The following is a 17977-nucleotide window of genomic DNA, read 5'->3' as shown; positions in this document are numbered from 1 at the left end:
GGCCTTTGCATTACAACAAGCGTAGCGGTATTGCCGACATTAACGTTGGCTCACGAAAATAACCGTATTGAAGATATTGCAGCCTCGACTACACAGCTTTATACGCTCATTAATGCAGCATTGAGTCGAGATGCCAGTCGAGAACAATACTCAGCTCAATCTCAATCGATGCGTGAAACCGGTATTGCAAGCACCACCTTAATGGATCCAAAACTGAAATTTGGGATAGGCGGCATGCCTGTTGATAGTTTTCGCTTCGACGAGGATCCAATGACAAATATATCTGTCGGCTTAATGCAAGAATTTGGACGTGGAGCCACCTTAGAGTTACAGCAAAAGAAAGCGAATCAACAAGCCGATGGTATCGCGCTTAAAGTCACCGCTCGTGAGCTTGAAGTCGCGAATACCATGACGAAGCTCTGGCTAGAACTTGGCTACCTGCAACAAGCCAACCGCGTTCTTTTAGAAAACCAGAACTTACTGCGTGAGATGGAACACTTTATTAAAACCAATTACTCCATTGGTCAAAGTGACGCTCAAGATCTCCTCAATGCTCAACTCCAAGTCAGCCGATTCGATGAAAAACTGCACACCAATACACAAATGCAACAGCGTATCCTGGCGCAATTATCGGAATGGTTAGGACCACAGTGGTTGCGTCAAAATTCGGATGTAGCGGCTACCCTTGAGTTGGATTGGGCATTATTAAATCAGTCTTTAAGCTCAAATAGTCATGCCGAGTATTACCCCCTATTAATGTCGCACCCCATGGTAAAAATGGCCGATGCTCAAATCCATACCAATCAAACCCAAGTGGCGATTGCCGAAGAAGCGTATTCACCAAAATTTGGCGTCGAAGTCATGTATGGATATCGACAAGCCAATGGTATGGGCGGTGAGCCAGCCTCTGATTTAGTCAGTGCTTACCTGACCATGGATATCCCCCTATTTACTGAAGATCGACAAGATCGCAGTCATGCTGCGGCTCAATATCAAGTGGTTGCGGCTAAGTCAAACAGAGACGTCTTGCTCGCGCAAATGAATGCCAAAGTGAACACCCTGCTTGTGGACAAAAATAATCTTGAGCAGCGTCTAGAGCGTTACCAATCCACCTTACTCAATCACGCCAGATCCCGCACAAAAGCCGTCGAACGAGGCTATCAAAATAATACGTCACAGTTTAACGATGTCATCAATGCCGCGCGTGATGAACTCGCGCTCGAACTAGAGCAATGGCGTTTAATCGCCGATATCAATATCACCAATAGTGATCTTGCCTATCTATTGGGTGGATTTGATTATGCCGTTGAACAACCACAACTCCAGCCACTTGCAAACCATGCAAACCATGCAAACCAACAGAAAATATTAGGAAGTCATTAATATGAAAACCGTAAAACTAACCCTAGTAGCATTATTGGTGGGTGGCGTCATTGGATATGCAGGCAGCCAGTATTTGCAGTCACATGTTTCAAACGGTCATGATATGGCGGTTCATGGTAAGACCGATCCTAATGACAAAGTGATGTCAGACTCAACCGCAACAAGCAGCAATGAGCCTTTATATTGGGTAGCGCCCATGGATCCCAATTATCAACGTGATAAGCCCGGAAAATCCCCGATGGGCATGGATTTAGTCCCCGTCTATGCCGACGATGGCACAGCAAACAATGATAAGCCTGGTACCGTAACGATTGATTCAGCGGTAGAAAATAACCTTGGCGTAAAGACAGAGATCGCAACAATGGAGCCACTGGAGCCGCGCATTGAAACCGTCGGCTATGTGGCTTTTGATGAAAGTTTGTTATGGCAAACCAACGTACGTACTGCGGGTTGGGTTGAAAAACTCTATATCAATGCCGTCGGAGAACGCGTTAATAAAGGGGAAGTGTTATTTACGTTTTACTCTCCTGATCTTGTTAAAGCGCAAGAAGAATTACTGAGCGCATACCAATCGGGGCGTCGAGGGCTCGTCAATGGTGCTACTGAACGTCTGATTTCTCTTGGCGTTGATCGCGCGCAAATAAAACAGATCGTCAGCAGTGGGAAAGCGTCGCAAACCATCGACATCAAAGCGGTCGCTCACGGTGTCATCGCTAGCCTCAATATCCGTGAAGGTGGTTACATCTCTCCAGCGCAATCTGTTATCAGCGCGGGGCCCATTGATGAAGTATGGGTCGATGCCGAAGTGTTTGAGCGTCAGGCTGAATGGATGATTGCAGGCAGTGATGCCACGATGACGCTAGATGCAATTTCTGGAAAAACCTGGCAAGGCAAAATCGACTATGTGTACCCCATTCTCGATCCCAAAACTCGAACGTTGCGCGTGCGTTTAAAGTTTTCCAACCCTAACGGCGAACTCAAACCAAACATGTTTGCCAATATTGCCCTTCAGCCCGTGACCAATGAAAGCGTTTTAACGATTCCACGTTCGTCAGTCATTCGTTCCGGTGGAATGAGCCGTATCGTTCTTGCATTAGGCGAGGGGAAATACCGATCTGCCCGTATTGACACCGGACGCGAAGCGGGTGACCGCATCGAAGTGTTAGCGGGATTAACGGAACAGGATCGCGTCGTGACATCAGCACACTTTATGCTCGATTCAGAATCCAGTTTATCTGCGGATTTATCTCGCATTAATGGCGTTGAATCCACGCAACCGACGGTATGGACAACGGGAGAAATTACCAATGTCATGGCCGACCACAACATGCTAACCATCAATCATCAACCCGTACCGGAGTGGAACTGGCCCGGTATGACCATGGATTTCAACCTTGCTCAAACGATTGATATGTCCGCTTTAAAAGTAGGCCAAGGGATTGATTTTGAAATGCAAAAAAACGAGTCAGGTCAATATGAAATCATCGATTTGAACACTACTAGCGCCATCACCATCAATGAAGTTTGGGTAGAAGGTGATATTACGATGCTTATGCCTGATTTTGGTATGGTCACACTCAAACACACGCCAGTAGAAGCGTGGCAATGGCAAGCGGGAGAAATGAATTTCTCTGTAGAAGAAGGCGTTGACTTGTCTGGGTTTATTGAAGGGCAGTCGGTTCGGTTTCTCGTCATTAAACAAGGTTCAGATTACGCGCTCAAAGCGCTAGAGAGCAAAGGAGGCCGACAATGATCAATGCCATCATCCGCTGGTCTATCAGTAACCGGTTCCTCGTTTTGGTGGCAACGGTTGCGCTCACCTTAGGTGGGTTATACAGCGTTAAAAATACCCCCGTTGACGCGCTGCCCGACCTTTCCGATGTGCAGGTGATCATTAAAACCAGCTACCCAGGACAAGCACCACAAGTTGTGGAGGACCAAGTCACTTATCCGCTGACCACGGCGATGTTAGCGGTGCCTGGTGCTGAAACCGTGCGTGGCTACTCGTTCTTTGGGGATTCTTACGTGTATATCATTTTTAATGATGACACCGATATGTACTGGGCTCGCTCACGTGTTTTGGAATATTTGAGCCAGGTGGCACCTAGCTTACCATCGAGTGCTAAACCAACTCTAGGGCCGGATGCGACAGGGGTTGGCTGGATCTACAGCTATGTCTTGCAAGACAAAACCGGACAACACGATCTGGCTCAATTACGCAGTATTCAAGATTGGTTTCTAAAATATGAATTGCAAACCGTCGCCGGTGTGTCTGAAATCGCTACCGTCGGGGGCATGGTGAAGCAGTATCAAGTTCAAATCGACCCGGCTAAGCTACGCGCCTATGATCTGACTCTGCAACAGGTCAACATGGCCATTCAAAATGGCAACCAAGAGACGGGCGCATCGGTGATTGAAGTGGCCGAGGCCGAACACATGGTGCGCACTTCAGGTTACCTCACCAGCATAGAAGACATTCAATCGTTGCCTTTGAAAGTGACCGACAAAGGCACTCCCCTATTGCTAGGCGACATCGCCGACATTAACCTTGGGCCGCAAATGCGCCGTGGTATTTCAGAGTTTAATGGCGAAGGTGAAGCTGTAGGTGGCGTCATCGTCATGCGCTTTGGTGAGAATGCCAGCAAGGTCATTGATGATGTCAAAACCAAGCTGACGGAGCTACAAAATAGCTTGCCTGACGGTGTGGAAATTGTTGCTACCTACGATCGTTCGACACTGATCGATGACGCTGTCGAGAACTTATGGCACAAGCTTGCCGAAGAGTTTATTGTCGTCGCGGTTGTCTGCGCCCTGTTCTTATTTCACCTACGTTCTTCGTTGGTTATCGCTCTGAGCTTACCGGTCGGAATCCTTTCTGCCTTTATTGTCATGCATTGGCAAGGTATCAACGCCAACATTATGTCATTAGGGGGCATCGCCATAGCGATTGGCGCGATGGTCGATGGCGCTATCGTCATGATAGAGAATGTGCATAAACATATAGAGCGCACCCCTTTAACCGATAAGAATCGATGGCAAGTGATTGGTAAAGCCGCAGAAGAAGTCGGTGCTCCACTGTTTTTCTCGTTACTGATCATTACATTGAGCTTCGTTCCGGTCTTTGCTCTTGAAGGACAAGAAGGGAAAATGTTCTCGCCCCTCGCCTTTACCAAAACGTATGCTATGGCAGCTTCCGCAGGGCTAGCGATTACATTGGTACCGGTATTAATGGGTTACTTTATTCGAGGTAATATCCTTCCCGAGCATAAAAACCCGGTCAACCGTTCCTTAGTGGCATTGTATCGCCCGCTTTTAACTGTCAGTCTGACTTATCCAAAAACGATGATCGTTATTGCTATTGCGCTGATGGGCTCGGCGTATTATCCGCTCAGCAAAATCGGGAGTGAGTTTATTCCCCCACTTGATGAAGGCGATCTAATGTATATGCCGACAACTTATCCCGGTATATCCATAGGTAAGGCACGAGAGCTTCTGCAACAAACGAACAAACTGATCAAAACCGTACCCGAGGTGAAAACGGTTTGGGGAAAAGTGGGAAGAGCAGACACCGCGACCGACCCCGCGCCGCTGACCATGATTGAAACCACGATTCAGTTTATTCCTCGCGATCAATGGCGTGAAGGAGTCACACCAGAGTCGCTGCGTAAAGAATTCAATGATCTGATCAATTTCCCCGGTTTAACCAATGCTTGGGTTATGCCCATAAAGACCAGAATTGACATGCTAGCGACCGGTATTAAGACCCCGATAGGCATTAAAATCGCAGGCTCAGATCTCAAGGTCATTGAACAAATAGGCTTAGAACTAGAGCCAATCTTAAATCAAATCAGCGGCACGGCTTCGGTGTATGCAGAGCGTGTTGCTGGCGGACGTTATGTCACCATCGATATCAAACGAAAAGCCGCAGCACGATACGGCCTCAACATCAAAGACATTCAGCAAGTCATCTCTACAGCGGTAGGAGGAATGAATGTCGGTGAAACAGTGGAAGGTTTGGAGCGTTACCCGATTAACGTTCGTTATCCTCAAGACTATCGAAACTCCGTCGTCAAATTGCAAAGCCTCCCTTTAGTGACACCGAATGGGGCTCGTATCGCGCTTGCTGATGTCGCTGACATTCGCTATGAAGATGGTCCTCCGATGATCAAGACCGAAAACGCTCGCCCGAATGGTTGGGTATTCGTTGATATAGAGGGGCGAGACTTAGGATCCTATGTCCAGGAAGCGAAACAAGTGGTTGCCGCGCAGTTAGATTTACCCACCGGTTACTCGCTTGCGTGGTCTGGTCAATACGAATACATGGAGCGTGCGAAAGAGCGCTTAAGTGTCGTCGTGCCTGTGACTCTCGCCATCATTATGTTGTTGCTGTATTTGAGTTTCCGACGCATAGGTGAAGTGTTGATCATCATGGGGACGCTGCCTCTCGCGATGGTAGGAGGCATTTGGCTCATGTACCAGCTTGGGTTTAACTTCTCTATCGGTGTTGGCGTTGGCTTCATTGCGTTGGCCGGGGTCGCGGTTGAAATTGGTGTGATCATGTTGGTGTACCTCAATCAAGCGTGGCATTACAAAAAGTTAGACGCAAAAGAAAATAACCAATCCCTGTCGATGAATGACCTGCTTGACGCTATTCGAGAAGGCGCTGGATTAAGAGTTCGCCCAGTCATGATGACCGTATTAACCGTGATCATTGGTCTTATTCCCATCATGTATGGGGCAGGCACGGGATCCTCAGTGATGCAGCGTATCGCGGCGCCAATGATCGGCGGTATGACGTCTGCACTCTTACTGACATTACTGGTTCTTCCTGCTGTTTTCATGTTGTGGAAACGTCGTGAAATCAGTGACAACACCTAATCAATATTCACTCCCACACACTCGCTTAGTCATACTGGCTAAGCGACCTATATGAAAGGACATTAAAATGAAAACAACACTGAGCCTAGTAGCCATATCACTGTTATTGAACACACCAACCGTATTGGCCGAGACGATGGACCACAGTAAGATGGACCATGGCACGATGGATCACAGTAATATGATGATGGAAGGAATGTCAGCGGTTGGGATGCCCGCTCAAGGTGCAAAACCAGATAAAGTCGTTCATGTTTTACTGGCAGACGATATGACGATTCAATTTAAAAAAGACATCACTATTGAGCCTAATGACGTTGTTCAGTTTGTTGTGTTGAATACCGGTAAAATCGACCATGAATTTACCATCGGATCGGCAAGCGAACAGCTTGAACACCGTGAGATGATGAAATCCATGGGCAGTCATGATCACGATTCAGACAATGCGGTCACCGTTAAACCGGGCAAAGCAAAACAACTGTTATGGCATTTCCACGGTGACAACAAGGTAGAGTTTGCCTGTAATATTCCAGGCCACGCAGAAGCGGGCATGGTTAAAAAAATCACACTCTAATCTCAAATTCAACGCACCATAGATATAAACATAGCCAAAAGCGAAAGCTGTCGTTGCCCACTGAATTTAGCCTCCTCAACTCGGAGGCTTTTCCGTATACGGGGTCATATTTTTACAAGCAGTGAAACAACCTTTGGTGGCTTGATCATAACGTCATCCATAACGTGAGTAAGCGTTCAGGATAGCCTACTTTTTGCATTTACTCTCATATACTTGCCATTAAAATTCACCCTGAATTTCATAATAGTGATGTCAAACCAAGCGTTTTTCCATTCCAAACCCCGTGACGAAAATTGAACCAATTTAACAGTTATTTCACAACTATTAAGAACTTAGAGAAAATCTTTCAAATCTGAGTGACGTCAGCCGCATATAAGGGTGTTTATCCGCAAAATATGCAATAGCTGTGTTCGCAACTGCTAACTTATTTTTAAGTGATTATTTTCTTACATTGATCACGACCTACAACAAAATTTACGTGAAACAGACATAAGAATGAAACAAACTGAAAGGAATATTTATGTTTAGGATGAACAAGATAGCGGCTACCTTAGCGTGTATCGCGCTGAGTGGTCACTTATACGCAGCTGAACCATACGATGTCACTAAAACGTATTCTGGTGGTGCTCAAGTAACGATAGACGGACAAACCTACGAAGCCAAATGGTGGACGAACGCAGGACAAAGTCCAACAGACAACTATGCAAACGAGTGGGATTCTCCGTGGAAACTGATCAGTGGTACAACGCCAGACCCTGACCCTACACCCGATCCTGAGCCCACTCCTGACCCAGATCCGACACCGGATCCAACGCCGGATCCAACTCCCGATCCGGGCCCAGCCGTTGGTATTTGTGCAGAATTCAACGTTTACCCAAATTGGACCCGCAGCGATCACGCTTCAGCCGGCGACATCATGGTTAATGAAAACATTGCCTATGCTGCCAATTGGTGGACATCATCTACGCCAGGAAGTGACGGAAGCTGGGCATTGCACGTAAACTGTGACAACACACCTCCAGGTACTGCGCCGCTGCTTTCACTGCCAAATCCTATGGATCCAGTAAGACTTGAAGTCAGCGGTTGGCCAAGTCACTTCGTCGCAGCAGGCCCAGCCACATTGGATGCGCCAGCTACACAAGCGATTGATACGCTGGGTAGCCAAGACTTAGCTGACACCACTAAACTAACCAATGCCTTTATTGCACTGATTGATACCGTTGATTTGTTAGGCTCAACCTCTATCATCTTAAATGGTGATGTACTAGATGTGGCCACAGCAGACAAAGGACAATCTCTTGGTGTTGTTGCCGTCAAACAAGCTTTAATTGCCGCCATCGACGCCACTGGCAGCCAAATTGACATCAACGAAATCAACGCACTAACTGATGACGTACAAGGTTGGGCTCAAGCACACAATCTCGTTATCTCAACGTTGGCACCCCAAGCCACGTTCGGTTGGTCGTTAAGCATCGGCGATTTCGCTTACAATACCCATTCAGGTAAACGTGCCGTTTGGAATGCTGCGTCTTCATCAACATCGGATCTGCTTTCTAGCTTTGAGCTTTATAAAGCCGATTCACTGACCAAAGCTGATTTCATCGCTTTTACTAAATCAAGTGCTTCTCCTGCATTAAGCGATGAGCAATGGCATTACGCTCTGGAATATGTAAAGCAAGTGAGTGACCATATTCAAACACCTGCACTTCTATCATCAATTTCAACCGAGCAGGCTGCCAGTTACTTCATGGGTAATACGTCAGGCGAGAGCAAAATACGTAAAGCGGCAAGCAGCAATGTCTTCGCTGTATTATTCGATACTGATAGCGCCGATTTAAGCGATAAAATTGCACGCTATCAAGGCGCGACGGTACCGCTTTATTATGTTGGTGAGAATGTGGCAAATGGCCCATTAACACGCCTTACCTCTCTCAACACTGATCTTGCTAGCGCCGAATCAGCAATGAACAATCAAGCGTTCCTCTTTGAAACTGCGCAGTCACAGTGGGTACCTTCTACAGTGTATAAATGGGCCGACTTCTTAGCGGGATTAAACTCAATGCACAATGTTGGCGTTGCAGGCAATACGTTCTGGTTAATCGATGACACAGCAGACGAAGCAACCAACAAAATGTATGCAAAAGTCGCCATTGCCGCGTTCCTTTCTCAAAGTATGCAAGAGACTATTCGTTACAACGCTTGTGATGAGAATAACTGGTCTGAAGTGAGATACGGTGCACCGGTAAACTACCCAATGACAGCAAGCTGTGGTCAATTGGTGTGGGGTGACATTTATTATGAAAAATAAGAGAGGTATGAAAATTTAGGCTCAGACTAGAGTGGGTAAGGCTTAGAACGGTTTAACAGTAGTTACTAATAGAACATTTAATTCTGGAAATTTTTCCTTAAATTCAAAAATAATTTATCACTAAAAGCACCAAAATGATCTACTTTTCTCGCAATTAATTACTTCTTAAATCCCCATTTATCGATCGTTAAATCTGAATTTAATGTGGCTGGAGGGCGCTGAATTCCTCATCGTATTTCGCTGCTGCTAGGACAGGATAATAAGTTGGACAGCTTTCCAACAATGTCAGCCACAACATGATTATAAACTACCCTCAATCACTTCGTAAACTGATGAGTCCTGTAAACTTAGTTTCGAGACAACACTTCCAGATACGACCCCGTTTCCCTTAAAGCCCGTCTTACTCTGATAATTGATATCCACTATCAGCTTTCCGTATTTATTCTTTTGACCTTCTAGTTTAATCACGTAAACCAAAGTTGTTCTTCCTTTTTGGACTTGGCGTTTATCCAGCAATATCGCAACGGCATTGTCTAGTGCTCCGGGAATGTCTTGCAAGACTTCTTTAGGTAGGTCAATCGACTTGGCTCTCTTGAGCTCTCGACTCATTCGCTTTAAGCGCCAGTCATCAATAAAAATCGTGGCAGACTTTGACTGTACTTTCTCAAACGCAGAGACACTCAATAACCCAACACTGGTGGCCTTACCGCGAGCTGTGCCATCAATGACTGGCGTCGACCAGGTGTTAAAGTACTTTGAAAGCTGGCTAATATACGCTTTATTTTGGGATAGAACCTCTTTGCGATACACCTCTGGCATTGACGCAATGTACTCACCGAGTGAATTATCTGGCCCCAACCACACCTTACCTACATTATAGTCCCAACCAACACCAACACCTTCAGCAACTTCCCCATATAATTCCCCTGTACGAGTATTGATTCGCTCGCTAGTTTTTATTTCTGGAGAGTGGCTGATGGTTAGATTTTCACGGTTGATATCATCTTCGGACTTACTCAATACGTAGCACCGACATCCAAAGTCATTGGGAGGCATGTATGTATCCCAAAACGGATCATCAATGGGCAGTGTCAAATATCGCCATTTATCGTGTTCATCACGAACCCTATCATCACCGACAGTCATATAAGTTAGATAAGGGCGATTTTTCTTCTGGCGCTCGAACTGTTGCCAGCGCCCAGCGCTATACGCACTATTTAAATTATTATTAAAAATCACCTTGGTGCGCCAGCCACGCTTTCCGTTATAAGTCCAACCATGAGACAGCACAGTTTCATCAAAAGCTTTTCTAAAATCAGTGATGGTTTTTCCCTGGCTCAGCGCCTCATTCAATGCATCATGAAGGTCCTTTAATAAACTCATTTTTGTGGCTCCAGCAACTGCGAAGCCCCTTGCTCGAGGCGCACCCAACATGTCATCCCAATGTCGGGTAGGAATATTGAGTTTCTTGAGCATTACCTCAGTAGCTTCAACATGAGGCACACTCGCCACGTTAACGTCCGACATCACTCATTCCTTGAGTAAAGTACCTTTCAAATACAGCACTGATAAGACTCTGAGTAGAATCATCGTCCAACTGAGCAAACAGTGTCGGTAAGTCATCCATAAAAGTCTTAAGAGTTTTCCCATCCTTTTCGTAACGAAGCAGCATTTGATAAAGCGGCTCGATATAATCCTCTTCTAGCGTATTATCAAGCTGGCTTGATGGTGTTTGACTCTCTTTTGAGGTCGGTGCACTGAACGCGCTGACTGTGGGTGTCACCATCGATGGCGTGTCCACTTGCAGCTTAACAGTATCTTCACCTTGGTTTGCCTGGCGAATACCGAGCTTGTCATGCACCTCAGAGACCGGGATTTTGTCAGACAGTTTCGCAGCCTGAGTAAGAATACTCGCCATATCGGATGTGGGTTTATGTCTTTTCACTAGCCGCATCGTAGGGGGGGGGACATCTGGACCAATGTTGAATTCGGTGATCCACGAAAACATTTGGTCGTAACTGGCTTCGATAATACGACGGTCTGATTCAGTCACCATCCCCTCGCGCTTTAAAGCCGTTTCTGAGGCCGCTCTAGAGCCATTCTGCGTTTGTTCTGTGGCTAAAGTCTGTGAAGTTAGTGCTTTCGACATCTCACGGTTACATACATCAATAATGACTTTTTGAGGTAACGTGCTACCCGATGCCGTCACTTCCAAAAGCTCAATCTTATCTCCGTCAGGTATAGCGGCTGCACCATCCTCTCGAAGGGTCAGCAGCGCATCAAGCAACTCTTGTTGCTCTTCAGGTAAGGTGCCTTGCGGATATTTACCGATTGGCCAAGGCATACCAAAGCGCTCACAGAACTTATAGAACATCCGAAAGCCACCATGCTTAAACGTATACGGCCAGAAGCAACTACTCAATAAGGCAACCCCATATGGATTATCGCTGTCGTGCATGTGGCGAGTGATCAAAAATCGCTTGTCCGGCACTTCTTCACCTTGATAAGGGTTAGCCCTAGTGAGTAATCTAAGCTCATTGTCGGCGGTATACACCAAGCGGCGATTAGGAACATCAATCACACGCTTAGGTAACAAGTAACCGTCCATGAGCATCCATTCCAACTCATGACCTCGCATACCTCGAAAGACCGCTTCACCCATATTCCAAGTCACATCATTCCATAGCTTGCCAGGAGCTGGGCGTTTTCTCATCCACATCTGGCACAGTTCAAAAGCTTGTTGCGCTTCTTTTGAGTCGTCACCAGGCTTTAGCTGTCTATCAAACCCGAGTAGGCCTGAGCGCACTGCTCGAATTTCACCTATAACATGACTATCAGCCATGATGGCATCGTAGGTTGCCTGTGCTTTGCCCAACATTCGTAATGTATAGTCAGGGTTTGGCATAACACTCAGTCCTGCATAAAAAGCCGGATCATTGCCTCTACCGGACAACAAACCTGCCGACATCACACTGCTCGCCAGTTTGCGTTTATCTTTATCTGAAATCATCTCGGCATCCTGTTATCAATCGTTAATCTTGAGCGACCACCGCTTAACACTCTGGGAATACCTCTGGCTCCGCTCATTGCTAATGTCCATAACATGTGCAGGCAATCGGGCCCATCTTTGTATGTCGATTCTGGGTAATAACGCATTTGTTCAGTCAATGTGGTTAAATTGCGATGCAGCAAGATAAGTCCATTTCGGACATGAGGCTCTAAGCTCATGATGCGTAAGTCTTTATCGGACATTGGTCCTGTTGGCATAACCGCACGCGCTGGGACAGGCACACGCATCTCTTGACCGAGTCCAATCAGTTCAGTGCGCATAAAGTCCTGAAATCCTATCGATTCCACACCAAAAACCATGCAGTGGTACTCTTTTTGAAATTCGATGATTTTGTGCATGGTGACCGTGGGTGTCATTCGCGCTATATCAGCTTCAATGACATTAAGCGTAGGACGCTTAGCGTTAAGGTTAATACCACCTACTAATACTGCCGCGGGGCAGGCTTTTTTGTTTTTTCCAAGTGCTGGGTCACATGCTCCATAAAAGACCCACTGCGGATCGGGATGAACCCAAAATCGAATCTCTTTAAACGGCTGGTCTTCAGCGTTACCTGGCGTGTTTTGAAATTCCGACTCAAAGGCTTCGTGATCTTCACTGCGTTCAAGCATAAGTTGGTAAAGTGAGCGCATCGCTGGCCAAGAAACAATCGCACCTTCATCCATTTCCTTTTTACGTTGGCAATAGAACATCCAAGCTTTGTCTTCACCATCGTCATCATTGAGTAGGATTTCCTCCCAGGCTTCCCATAGATCCATGCGTTTAGGCCATTCAATGATCGCTTTGAAAATCACAGCTCTTTTCTTCCAAGTCGGCTTTTTCATGAAACGATTGAGCACGCTATCATAGTGCAGAACGGTTCCCGCATAGAAAATGTCCATAGAGCCATCGGGTGGACCATACTTGAATGCCGTTTTCTTCAGCCAATTCTCCAGCTTGTCTCGAAACTCTTTAGACTTAACGTTTTCATCATTTTCTAGATCATCAAGAAGAAGTAAATCAGGTCTGTGATGGCCATGATTACGGCCACGTTTCATCTTAATACCACCGGCGACAATCTTGCGGTTGTTGGCGGTGATGATCTCATTCATTGCCCATGTCGGACCTTGGCCAGTGGAATGAGGAAAGTCAGCACCCAGTCTCGGGTTAGCGATGAGCTCAGCTTTAATCTGAGCCAGTTTTTCAGCAGACTGCTCATTGGTCTCCATGATAATGATGGTATACCACTTGAGTTCAAGGAGGGTGCAATAGAGATTAAACAGCACTGTCACGTATGTCGACTTTGCTTCCCCCCTCGGCGCTGCAAGACCCTGCTTTTGTCCTCCAGGGGTATAAACCACAGCGGGAAGGTGCTGAAAACACCACTCATGAAAAGCTGAGGGGTCTTTAGTCATGATGTGAGGAAAATAGGTCATACAGAAGAAACGGAATCCCGTCTCCACATCGTTGCATTGCAGAACGCGTTTTTTGCTCTCAGCCTTGTTGACCTTAAAACTTTTACACTCGGTTTCAATCAGCTGCAGATGAGCTTGGTACTGAGCTTCTAGCTCCTTTTCATACTCACGCTGACTAAGCTTTTTGTATCCCTTCATCCGCCCGTTCCAATATAGCGCTCTGCTATCAGTGCAAACACAACCATCGCCGCTATGAGTTTCCATAGTGTTGGTCCATAGCGTACTAGCCAGGTTGACGTACTTTTCGCACCCTGCACATTGTCATGCCAGGTTTGCAGGGTACTGACTTGATTCGTGAGTTTTTCAACGGAATTCTGGCACCCTGTCACTTCACGAGCGAGCAGTTTCACTGAGGTATTTTGTTCATGTACTCCATAAATCAGCTCTGTCATACGATGTTCATTTTTCGCCAATCGTTCAATAATTTGCTCATGAACGGCTAACCTTTCACTTTGTCGCGCTAGGCTTTCATCTTGCTTTAGCTGATGTCGCCGTATGCTCTCGAGTTCACTCATAATGCTTTCTCATCCTTTCGTACGACAATAAAACCGGACATAAAACCCCAACCAAAACGATGCCAGATCGTATTACGTCATCCATGTCTACCATTAACCATTTCAGAGCGACAACGGTGGTAATAGATAGCAGGCTGGACTTAAGCATTTTCGAAGCAAGGCGACCACTCACAAGGTTAAATAAGGCATAATGCAAACTCAAAGCGTAACCCACAGTTGAAGCTAATGCGTTTCTATCATCAATGAATAATATTCCCATGACGGCCAAGCCAATCGGTAACATCAGTGCTTCATCAAGCAGATTACGCAATAATCCCCACAGAACGAAGATAGCCCCAAGCATTAGAGCAAATACGAATGTCCATAAGGTGGGAGCTTGATAAAGGTGCCGCTCAGAAAATGCAACAACGAGCGTACACACGATCAATAGTGTTAAGCAGTTAGCGGTATGCAGTCCAAATGGTGCTCTTAACATAATAAGATCCTCGGCCCTAGTTGAGCCTCGTTGAGAGTGAGTTGAGGGTCAGCAAAACATGCTGGGCTATACTCGTTACTCGGTGGCGTTCGGCAAAGTAATCCAAGCTCTTGGTATGCTTCTGCCACTAACTCAGAGCAAAACACGGAAGAGAGATCTTTTTTGTTGCGGCCGAAAGGGCCTTTATAGGCCGACTTGATCAGTTGCCAGGTGCTTTTCTCATAAGGTGCACCTTTTAGCTTTTCTCTTAGCCCACTTAAGGCAACGATTCTTTGTAACTCAGGGATATCGCTGGTCAATTGACGAATGCAAACCTCACCATCGTATGAAGCTATTCGTTCTGAGAGAGGGACAAGCTGCACGCCTTTATGTTGACGCCCTAGCTCAACACATCGAATGTTTGATAACGTGGTTGATTCCCATAGCATCACGGTGTCATACGCTGGTAATTTCAATACGATGCCGATGTGTGACCATTTCCAGTTTTTTTCGCCACGATTTCCCATGAAGCGTGCCAGCAGCGCCTGACCCCGTTTAATGCCTGTCGACACGATGCCCTTTCCTGAGAAAAGCACGATGTCCCCCGTGCGAAGGGTTGAACGGATATCTGAATATCTTGCTTTCATGAGAGTCCCTTATTTGTTGCCATAGTGATTGCCTATTTCTTTACCAAAGTGGTGATGGATATTGAGAAACTCGGCATAGAACTCAGGATAATGGCTTTGGGCAAACTCACCGTATTTGTGCATCACATCTAAAACTAAAGACAGCTCCCACGACGACGGGTCAACGCGCCCAGCAGCTTTAGAGACTTTTGCATAAGTATCCGATAGGGAAGAAAGCAACTTGACCTTATCTTCAGCACTAAACTTCGTACTGCGCTCGATGTCGTCTAACGTTTCCTGAAAGATGCGTAGAAACTGAGATAACGTCGATTGAGCAATGCTGTTTTCAGCGGTGGAGCCCATTTGCTGGGCAGTGCGCAGCTTATCCCAATCATCACCAGACTGCTTGGCATCACGCTTCCAACGCTGTGCTGTTGGATAAGTCACAGAGTAGTAAGTGGCAGCGGCGGGCAACGATAGCCCGCCGATATACTTGGCTCGAAGTGCGTCTTTGACTTCTTGACGGTAAGCCATTAAAACCTCGTTCATGCTTGTTTTAATGACTATTTTGGAGAGATTAAAGAGGGAATTCAGTACCCAACTAATTTAGAAGAGAGTGTGTTGTGTGTCGTTATTGGAACGATGTTGGTAGTAAACCATCTCAACCCAGCTCTTGGTATAGTTCAAAGCTTTCGCGATTTTTGCAAAAGAGAGTCCGTCTCTATCGTGCATTTTAATGATCAACAAGTGATTCAGTTTTGGGCATCGCGGTACATTCAACTTGGTGCCACCATATTGTGCCACCAATTTTTTTAGCGCGTCAACCGTTACAATATCACACAGATGATGGGTATCATGCGCCTTACCAGGGATATACACGGGCAATCCACCAAACTCTTTGACCAAGGCAAGCGTATTACCTTCACCGATAAGTTCTATAAGCTCCAGCGCACCATTGGGTAGTAGGTCATTCAAAGTCGTCTCAGCCATTGTTTTAACCCCTCTATACATAGGTTCCACTCGTAAGACGTTGCCTCATCGAGTGAGGTTCGTTCTGATATGAGCCCTAAATGTTTTACGGCCCACGCTTCCATGGCTTGCCAGCGTTTGTTGTCCACGGCACCTTGCTGATGAAGCTCGCACCATAAGGCGTAACACTTTTTGGCCTGACCAGAGTGACTCTGACGCTTTTTACCTTTCGACACGAACTTAATAAAACCCAGGCGCTTGCACTCATGACAAGCCTGCATCAACTGAGCGAGGCTCATTGTGCTTGCAGAGACTCGCTCGCCTTTTTTTTTCGCCCCATAACGAGAGAGAAAAGCTCGATACTCGTCATCATCGGAAAAAAACTTGCTGGCAATACCCAGTTGAACGTATGCAGTTTTGCGGTTCATATTAGCCTCCGTTGTGTTCTAATTTGGTTTGCTCTTGACCATGCATCCCTTGATGAAGGTGCGCATCCTTACCTGATAGATACCCCGCCATTGCTGCTGCATCCTGTCCCCCTCGAAGGTGTTTATTGGATACTTCTCTTCCTTTCGTTGTGACTAAATCTGGGTGTTGCTCTTGACGATAGATTTCAATCTGGCGGCTTTCATCTTCGGTCAAGGCAAATGCGGTGACTTTGTCATGTACGGCATAAACCCAAGCGTTACAAAACACATCGGCTCTGGCGGTTTTAGTACTTTGCTTGTTGCGCTTGTTCAGTGTGGATAAAAACGCTTTTCGCGCTTTCATGAGCTGGCGTTCGAGCACATCATAGGTATAAGCCGCGAGTTCTGGGCGTTCATTATGGCCAGTAAACACCACATTGATCCGTCCAAGAGTTAAATGGCGGCTTATATGAGGATGACAACCAAACGCACTGGCAATCGTTGATATCAGCCCAACGATATAACTTGCTGGCGTTTTGGACTTAATGGCGCTAAATATGCTTTCCTCTTGCACATCACTTAGCTGTGGGCTTTCGCTTGTCAACCCTAGCTCTTTCATCAAGGCTTGAGCACGCCCCAATGCGAGCGCGGCCTCATGCTGATTCGATGACTCGGACAGTTTGAGTAGCTTTTTGATTTTCTCGATCTTTTTTTTCTTATCCATGATTTAAAAACCTCTTGTTGTGCGTCACTGTTTACCAATGTGTTGAGAGCTGACAGAAAGCGAAGCAACGTCAACGTAACGTTGATAAATTTGCTCATTTAACTGTCGAATGCTCGTTGCGATATGGCTATGAGCAATGACGTGCTCACGCGCTTGACGCATTTCAGGCGTAAGGGATTTAGGCATGAAGGCAACGTGCTCGCCTAGTAACGCAAGACGACTCAAGAACTCTGCACGGTCATGCTCTGAGTGAAACGAGATATTTTTTAGTAGTTGGTCAAGGTTCATATTTGGCTCCAGATACATAGGTACAGCACTATGCTCTAGCATCAGTAATACGCGTTCAGTTCGAGTCATAGTGCCTCCGAAGTTAAAGGTATTTGGCCCAGCAACAATCTTTAAACTTATTGCCACTGCCACATGGACACGGTTTGTTTCGCATTCGTCCTTTGCGCTTGTATGGCTCAAGTGGCGCTAACTCAGTGGCTTGCTCTTCTGTGAGCTTTAATAGTGGACGTCGGTTTTGTTTTTCAAACTTGGCTTTAAGTTCAGTGATTTCTTTAGGGTTACCAATTAGTTCAATGAGTCGACCTGTGCTGCAATCCATCATGATGATTTTTC

16 protein-coding genes and 1 pseudogene are annotated in these 17977 nt (G+C 46.3%); 5 read left to right on the top strand and 12 right to left on the bottom strand.

Translation table 11 applies throughout. The features are described from left to right. The first annotated feature begins 45 nt into the window (after positions 1-45). The 5 genes and pseudogenes from QF117_RS02535 to QF117_RS02515 form a co-directional block, all read left to right on the top strand. Positions 46-1383, top strand: a complete 1338-nt coding sequence (locus tag QF117_RS02535; protein ID WP_282386128.1) for a TolC family protein — start codon at positions 46-48, stop codon at positions 1381-1383. Position 1384: 1 nt separating this feature from the next. Continuing rightward, on the top strand, positions 1385-3136 hold the full coding sequence (locus tag QF117_RS02530) for an efflux RND transporter periplasmic adaptor subunit (RefSeq protein ID WP_282385982.1): 1752 nt from the start codon (positions 1385-1387) through the stop codon (positions 3134-3136). Continuing rightward, positions 3133-6261 carry an efflux RND transporter permease subunit gene (locus tag QF117_RS02525; RefSeq protein ID WP_282385981.1) on the top strand — a complete coding sequence of 1043 codons (3129 nt, stop codon included), beginning with the start codon at positions 3133-3135 and terminating at the stop codon, positions 6259-6261. The genes QF117_RS02530 and QF117_RS02525 overlap by 4 nt, the downstream gene beginning before the upstream one ends. Positions 6262-6328: 67 nt before the next feature. After that, positions 6329-6832, top strand: coding sequence for a cupredoxin family protein (locus tag QF117_RS02520; RefSeq protein WP_282385980.1), 504 nt, complete (start codon positions 6329-6331; stop codon positions 6830-6832). Between the two features lie 520 nt (positions 6833-7352). After that, positions 7353-9110: pseudogene (locus tag QF117_RS02515) on the top strand (cellulose-binding domain-containing protein); the annotation flags it as partial. 330 nt (positions 9111-9440) lie between these two features. On the opposite strand, the gene QF117_RS02510 reads toward QF117_RS02515, so the two are convergent. The 12 genes from QF117_RS02510 to QF117_RS02455 form a co-directional block, all read right to left on the bottom strand. Beyond that, entirely contained in the window at positions 9441-10667 is a 1227-nt protein-coding gene (locus QF117_RS02510) for a phage minor head protein (protein WP_282385978.1), read from the bottom strand. Continuing rightward, positions 10654-12150, bottom strand: coding sequence for a DUF935 family protein (locus QF117_RS02505; RefSeq protein ID WP_282385977.1), 1497 nt, complete (start codon positions 12148-12150; stop codon positions 10654-10656). The genes QF117_RS02510 and QF117_RS02505 overlap by 14 nt, the downstream gene beginning before the upstream one ends. Then, entirely contained in the window at positions 12147-13799 is a 1653-nt protein-coding gene (terL, locus tag QF117_RS02500; protein ID WP_282385976.1) for a phage terminase large subunit, read from the bottom strand. Before terL ends, QF117_RS02505 begins: the two co-directional genes overlap by 4 nt. Then, positions 13796-14176 carry a hypothetical protein gene (locus QF117_RS02495; RefSeq protein ID WP_282385974.1) on the bottom strand — a complete coding sequence of 127 codons (381 nt, stop codon included), beginning with the start codon at positions 14174-14176 and terminating at the stop codon, positions 13796-13798. The genes terL and QF117_RS02495 overlap by 4 nt, the downstream gene beginning before the upstream one ends. Next, positions 14169-14651 (bottom strand): hypothetical protein, encoded by a 483-nt coding sequence (locus tag QF117_RS02490; protein ID WP_282385973.1) that lies wholly within the window; start codon positions 14649-14651, stop codon positions 14169-14171. The genes QF117_RS02495 and QF117_RS02490 overlap by 8 nt, the downstream gene beginning before the upstream one ends. After that, positions 14645-15277: a hypothetical protein gene (locus QF117_RS02485; protein WP_282385972.1), complete on the bottom strand. Its 633-nt coding sequence runs from the start codon at positions 15275-15277 to the stop codon at positions 14645-14647. The genes QF117_RS02490 and QF117_RS02485 overlap by 7 nt, the downstream gene beginning before the upstream one ends. A 9-nt stretch (positions 15278-15286) precedes the next feature. Next, the gene (locus QF117_RS02480; protein ID WP_282385971.1) at positions 15287-15790 is read right to left on the bottom strand and encodes a DUF1804 family protein; all 504 of its coding nucleotides are present in this window, start codon (positions 15788-15790) and stop codon (positions 15287-15289) included. A gap of 72 nt (positions 15791-15862) precedes the next feature. Beyond that, positions 15863-16246 (bottom strand): hypothetical protein, encoded by a 384-nt coding sequence (locus QF117_RS02475; protein ID WP_282385969.1) that lies wholly within the window; start codon positions 16244-16246, stop codon positions 15863-15865. Beyond that, a complete protein-coding gene (locus QF117_RS02470) occupies positions 16228-16653 on the bottom strand; it encodes a regulatory protein GemA (protein WP_282385968.1) in 426 nt (141 codons plus the stop codon). The genes QF117_RS02475 and QF117_RS02470 overlap by 19 nt, the downstream gene beginning before the upstream one ends. Before the next feature lies 1 nt (position 16654). Further along, positions 16655-17356, bottom strand: a complete 702-nt coding sequence (locus QF117_RS02465) for a DUF2786 domain-containing protein (RefSeq protein WP_282385967.1) — start codon at positions 17354-17356, stop codon at positions 16655-16657. A gap of 24 nt (positions 17357-17380) precedes the next feature. Further along, positions 17381-17713 carry a hypothetical protein gene (locus QF117_RS02460; protein ID WP_282385966.1) on the bottom strand — a complete coding sequence of 111 codons (333 nt, stop codon included), beginning with the start codon at positions 17711-17713 and terminating at the stop codon, positions 17381-17383. A gap of 13 nt (positions 17714-17726) precedes the next feature. Next, on the bottom strand, positions 17727-17966 hold the full coding sequence (locus QF117_RS02455) for an SEC-C metal-binding domain-containing protein (RefSeq protein WP_282385965.1): 240 nt from the start codon (positions 17964-17966) through the stop codon (positions 17727-17729). Between the last annotated feature and the right edge of the window lie 11 nt (positions 17967-17977).

The sequence above is a fragment of the Vibrio sp. YMD68 genome, assembly GCF_029958905.1.
Lineage (GTDB): Bacteria > Pseudomonadota > Gammaproteobacteria > Enterobacterales > Vibrionaceae > Vibrio.
Note: the sequence above shows the minus strand (reverse complement) of the source record. Positions and strands in the feature narration are given on the sequence as shown.

Bases quoted from the DNA above. Each gene is read 5' to 3' on its own strand.
- QF117_RS02485 (WP_282385972.1), bottom strand. From the start codon at position 15,277: ATGAAAGCAAGATATTCAGATATCCGTTCAACCCTTCGCACGGGGGAC.
- QF117_RS02525 (WP_282385981.1), top strand. From the start codon at position 3,133: ATGATCAATGCCATCATCCGCTGGTCTATCAGTAACCGGTTCCTCGTT.
- QF117_RS02475 (WP_282385969.1), bottom strand. From the start codon at position 16,246: ATGGCTGAGACGACTTTGAATGACCTACTACCCAATGGTGCGCTGGAG.
- QF117_RS02505 (WP_282385977.1), bottom strand. From the start codon at position 12,150: ATGATTTCAGATAAAGATAAACGCAAACTGGCGAGCAGTGTGATGTCG.
- QF117_RS02460 (WP_282385966.1), bottom strand. From the start codon at position 17,713: ATGACTCGAACTGAACGCGTATTACTGATGCTAGAGCATAGTGCTGTA.
- QF117_RS02495 (WP_282385974.1), bottom strand. From the start codon at position 14,176: ATGAGTGAACTCGAGAGCATACGGCGACATCAGCTAAAGCAAGATGAA.
- QF117_RS02465 (WP_282385967.1), bottom strand. From the start codon at position 17,356: ATGGATAAGAAAAAAAAGATCGAGAAAATCAAAAAGCTACTCAAACTG.
- QF117_RS02530 (WP_282385982.1), top strand. From the start codon at position 1,385: ATGAAAACCGTAAAACTAACCCTAGTAGCATTATTGGTGGGTGGCGTC.
- QF117_RS02490 (WP_282385973.1), bottom strand. From the start codon at position 14,651: ATGTTAAGAGCACCATTTGGACTGCATACCGCTAACTGCTTAACACTA.
- QF117_RS02520 (WP_282385980.1), top strand. From the start codon at position 6,329: ATGAAAACAACACTGAGCCTAGTAGCCATATCACTGTTATTGAACACA.
- QF117_RS02480 (WP_282385971.1), bottom strand. From the start codon at position 15,790: ATGGCTTACCGTCAAGAAGTCAAAGACGCACTTCGAGCCAAGTATATC.
- QF117_RS02455 (WP_282385965.1), bottom strand. From the start codon at position 17,966: ATGATGGATTGCAGCACAGGTCGACTCATTGAACTAATTGGTAACCCT.
- QF117_RS02470 (WP_282385968.1), bottom strand. From the start codon at position 16,653: ATGAACCGCAAAACTGCATACGTTCAACTGGGTATTGCCAGCAAGTTT.
- QF117_RS02510 (WP_282385978.1), bottom strand. From the start codon at position 10,667: ATGTCGGACGTTAACGTGGCGAGTGTGCCTCATGTTGAAGCTACTGAG.
- terL (WP_282385976.1), bottom strand. From the start codon at position 13,799: ATGAAGGGATACAAAAAGCTTAGTCAGCGTGAGTATGAAAAGGAGCTA.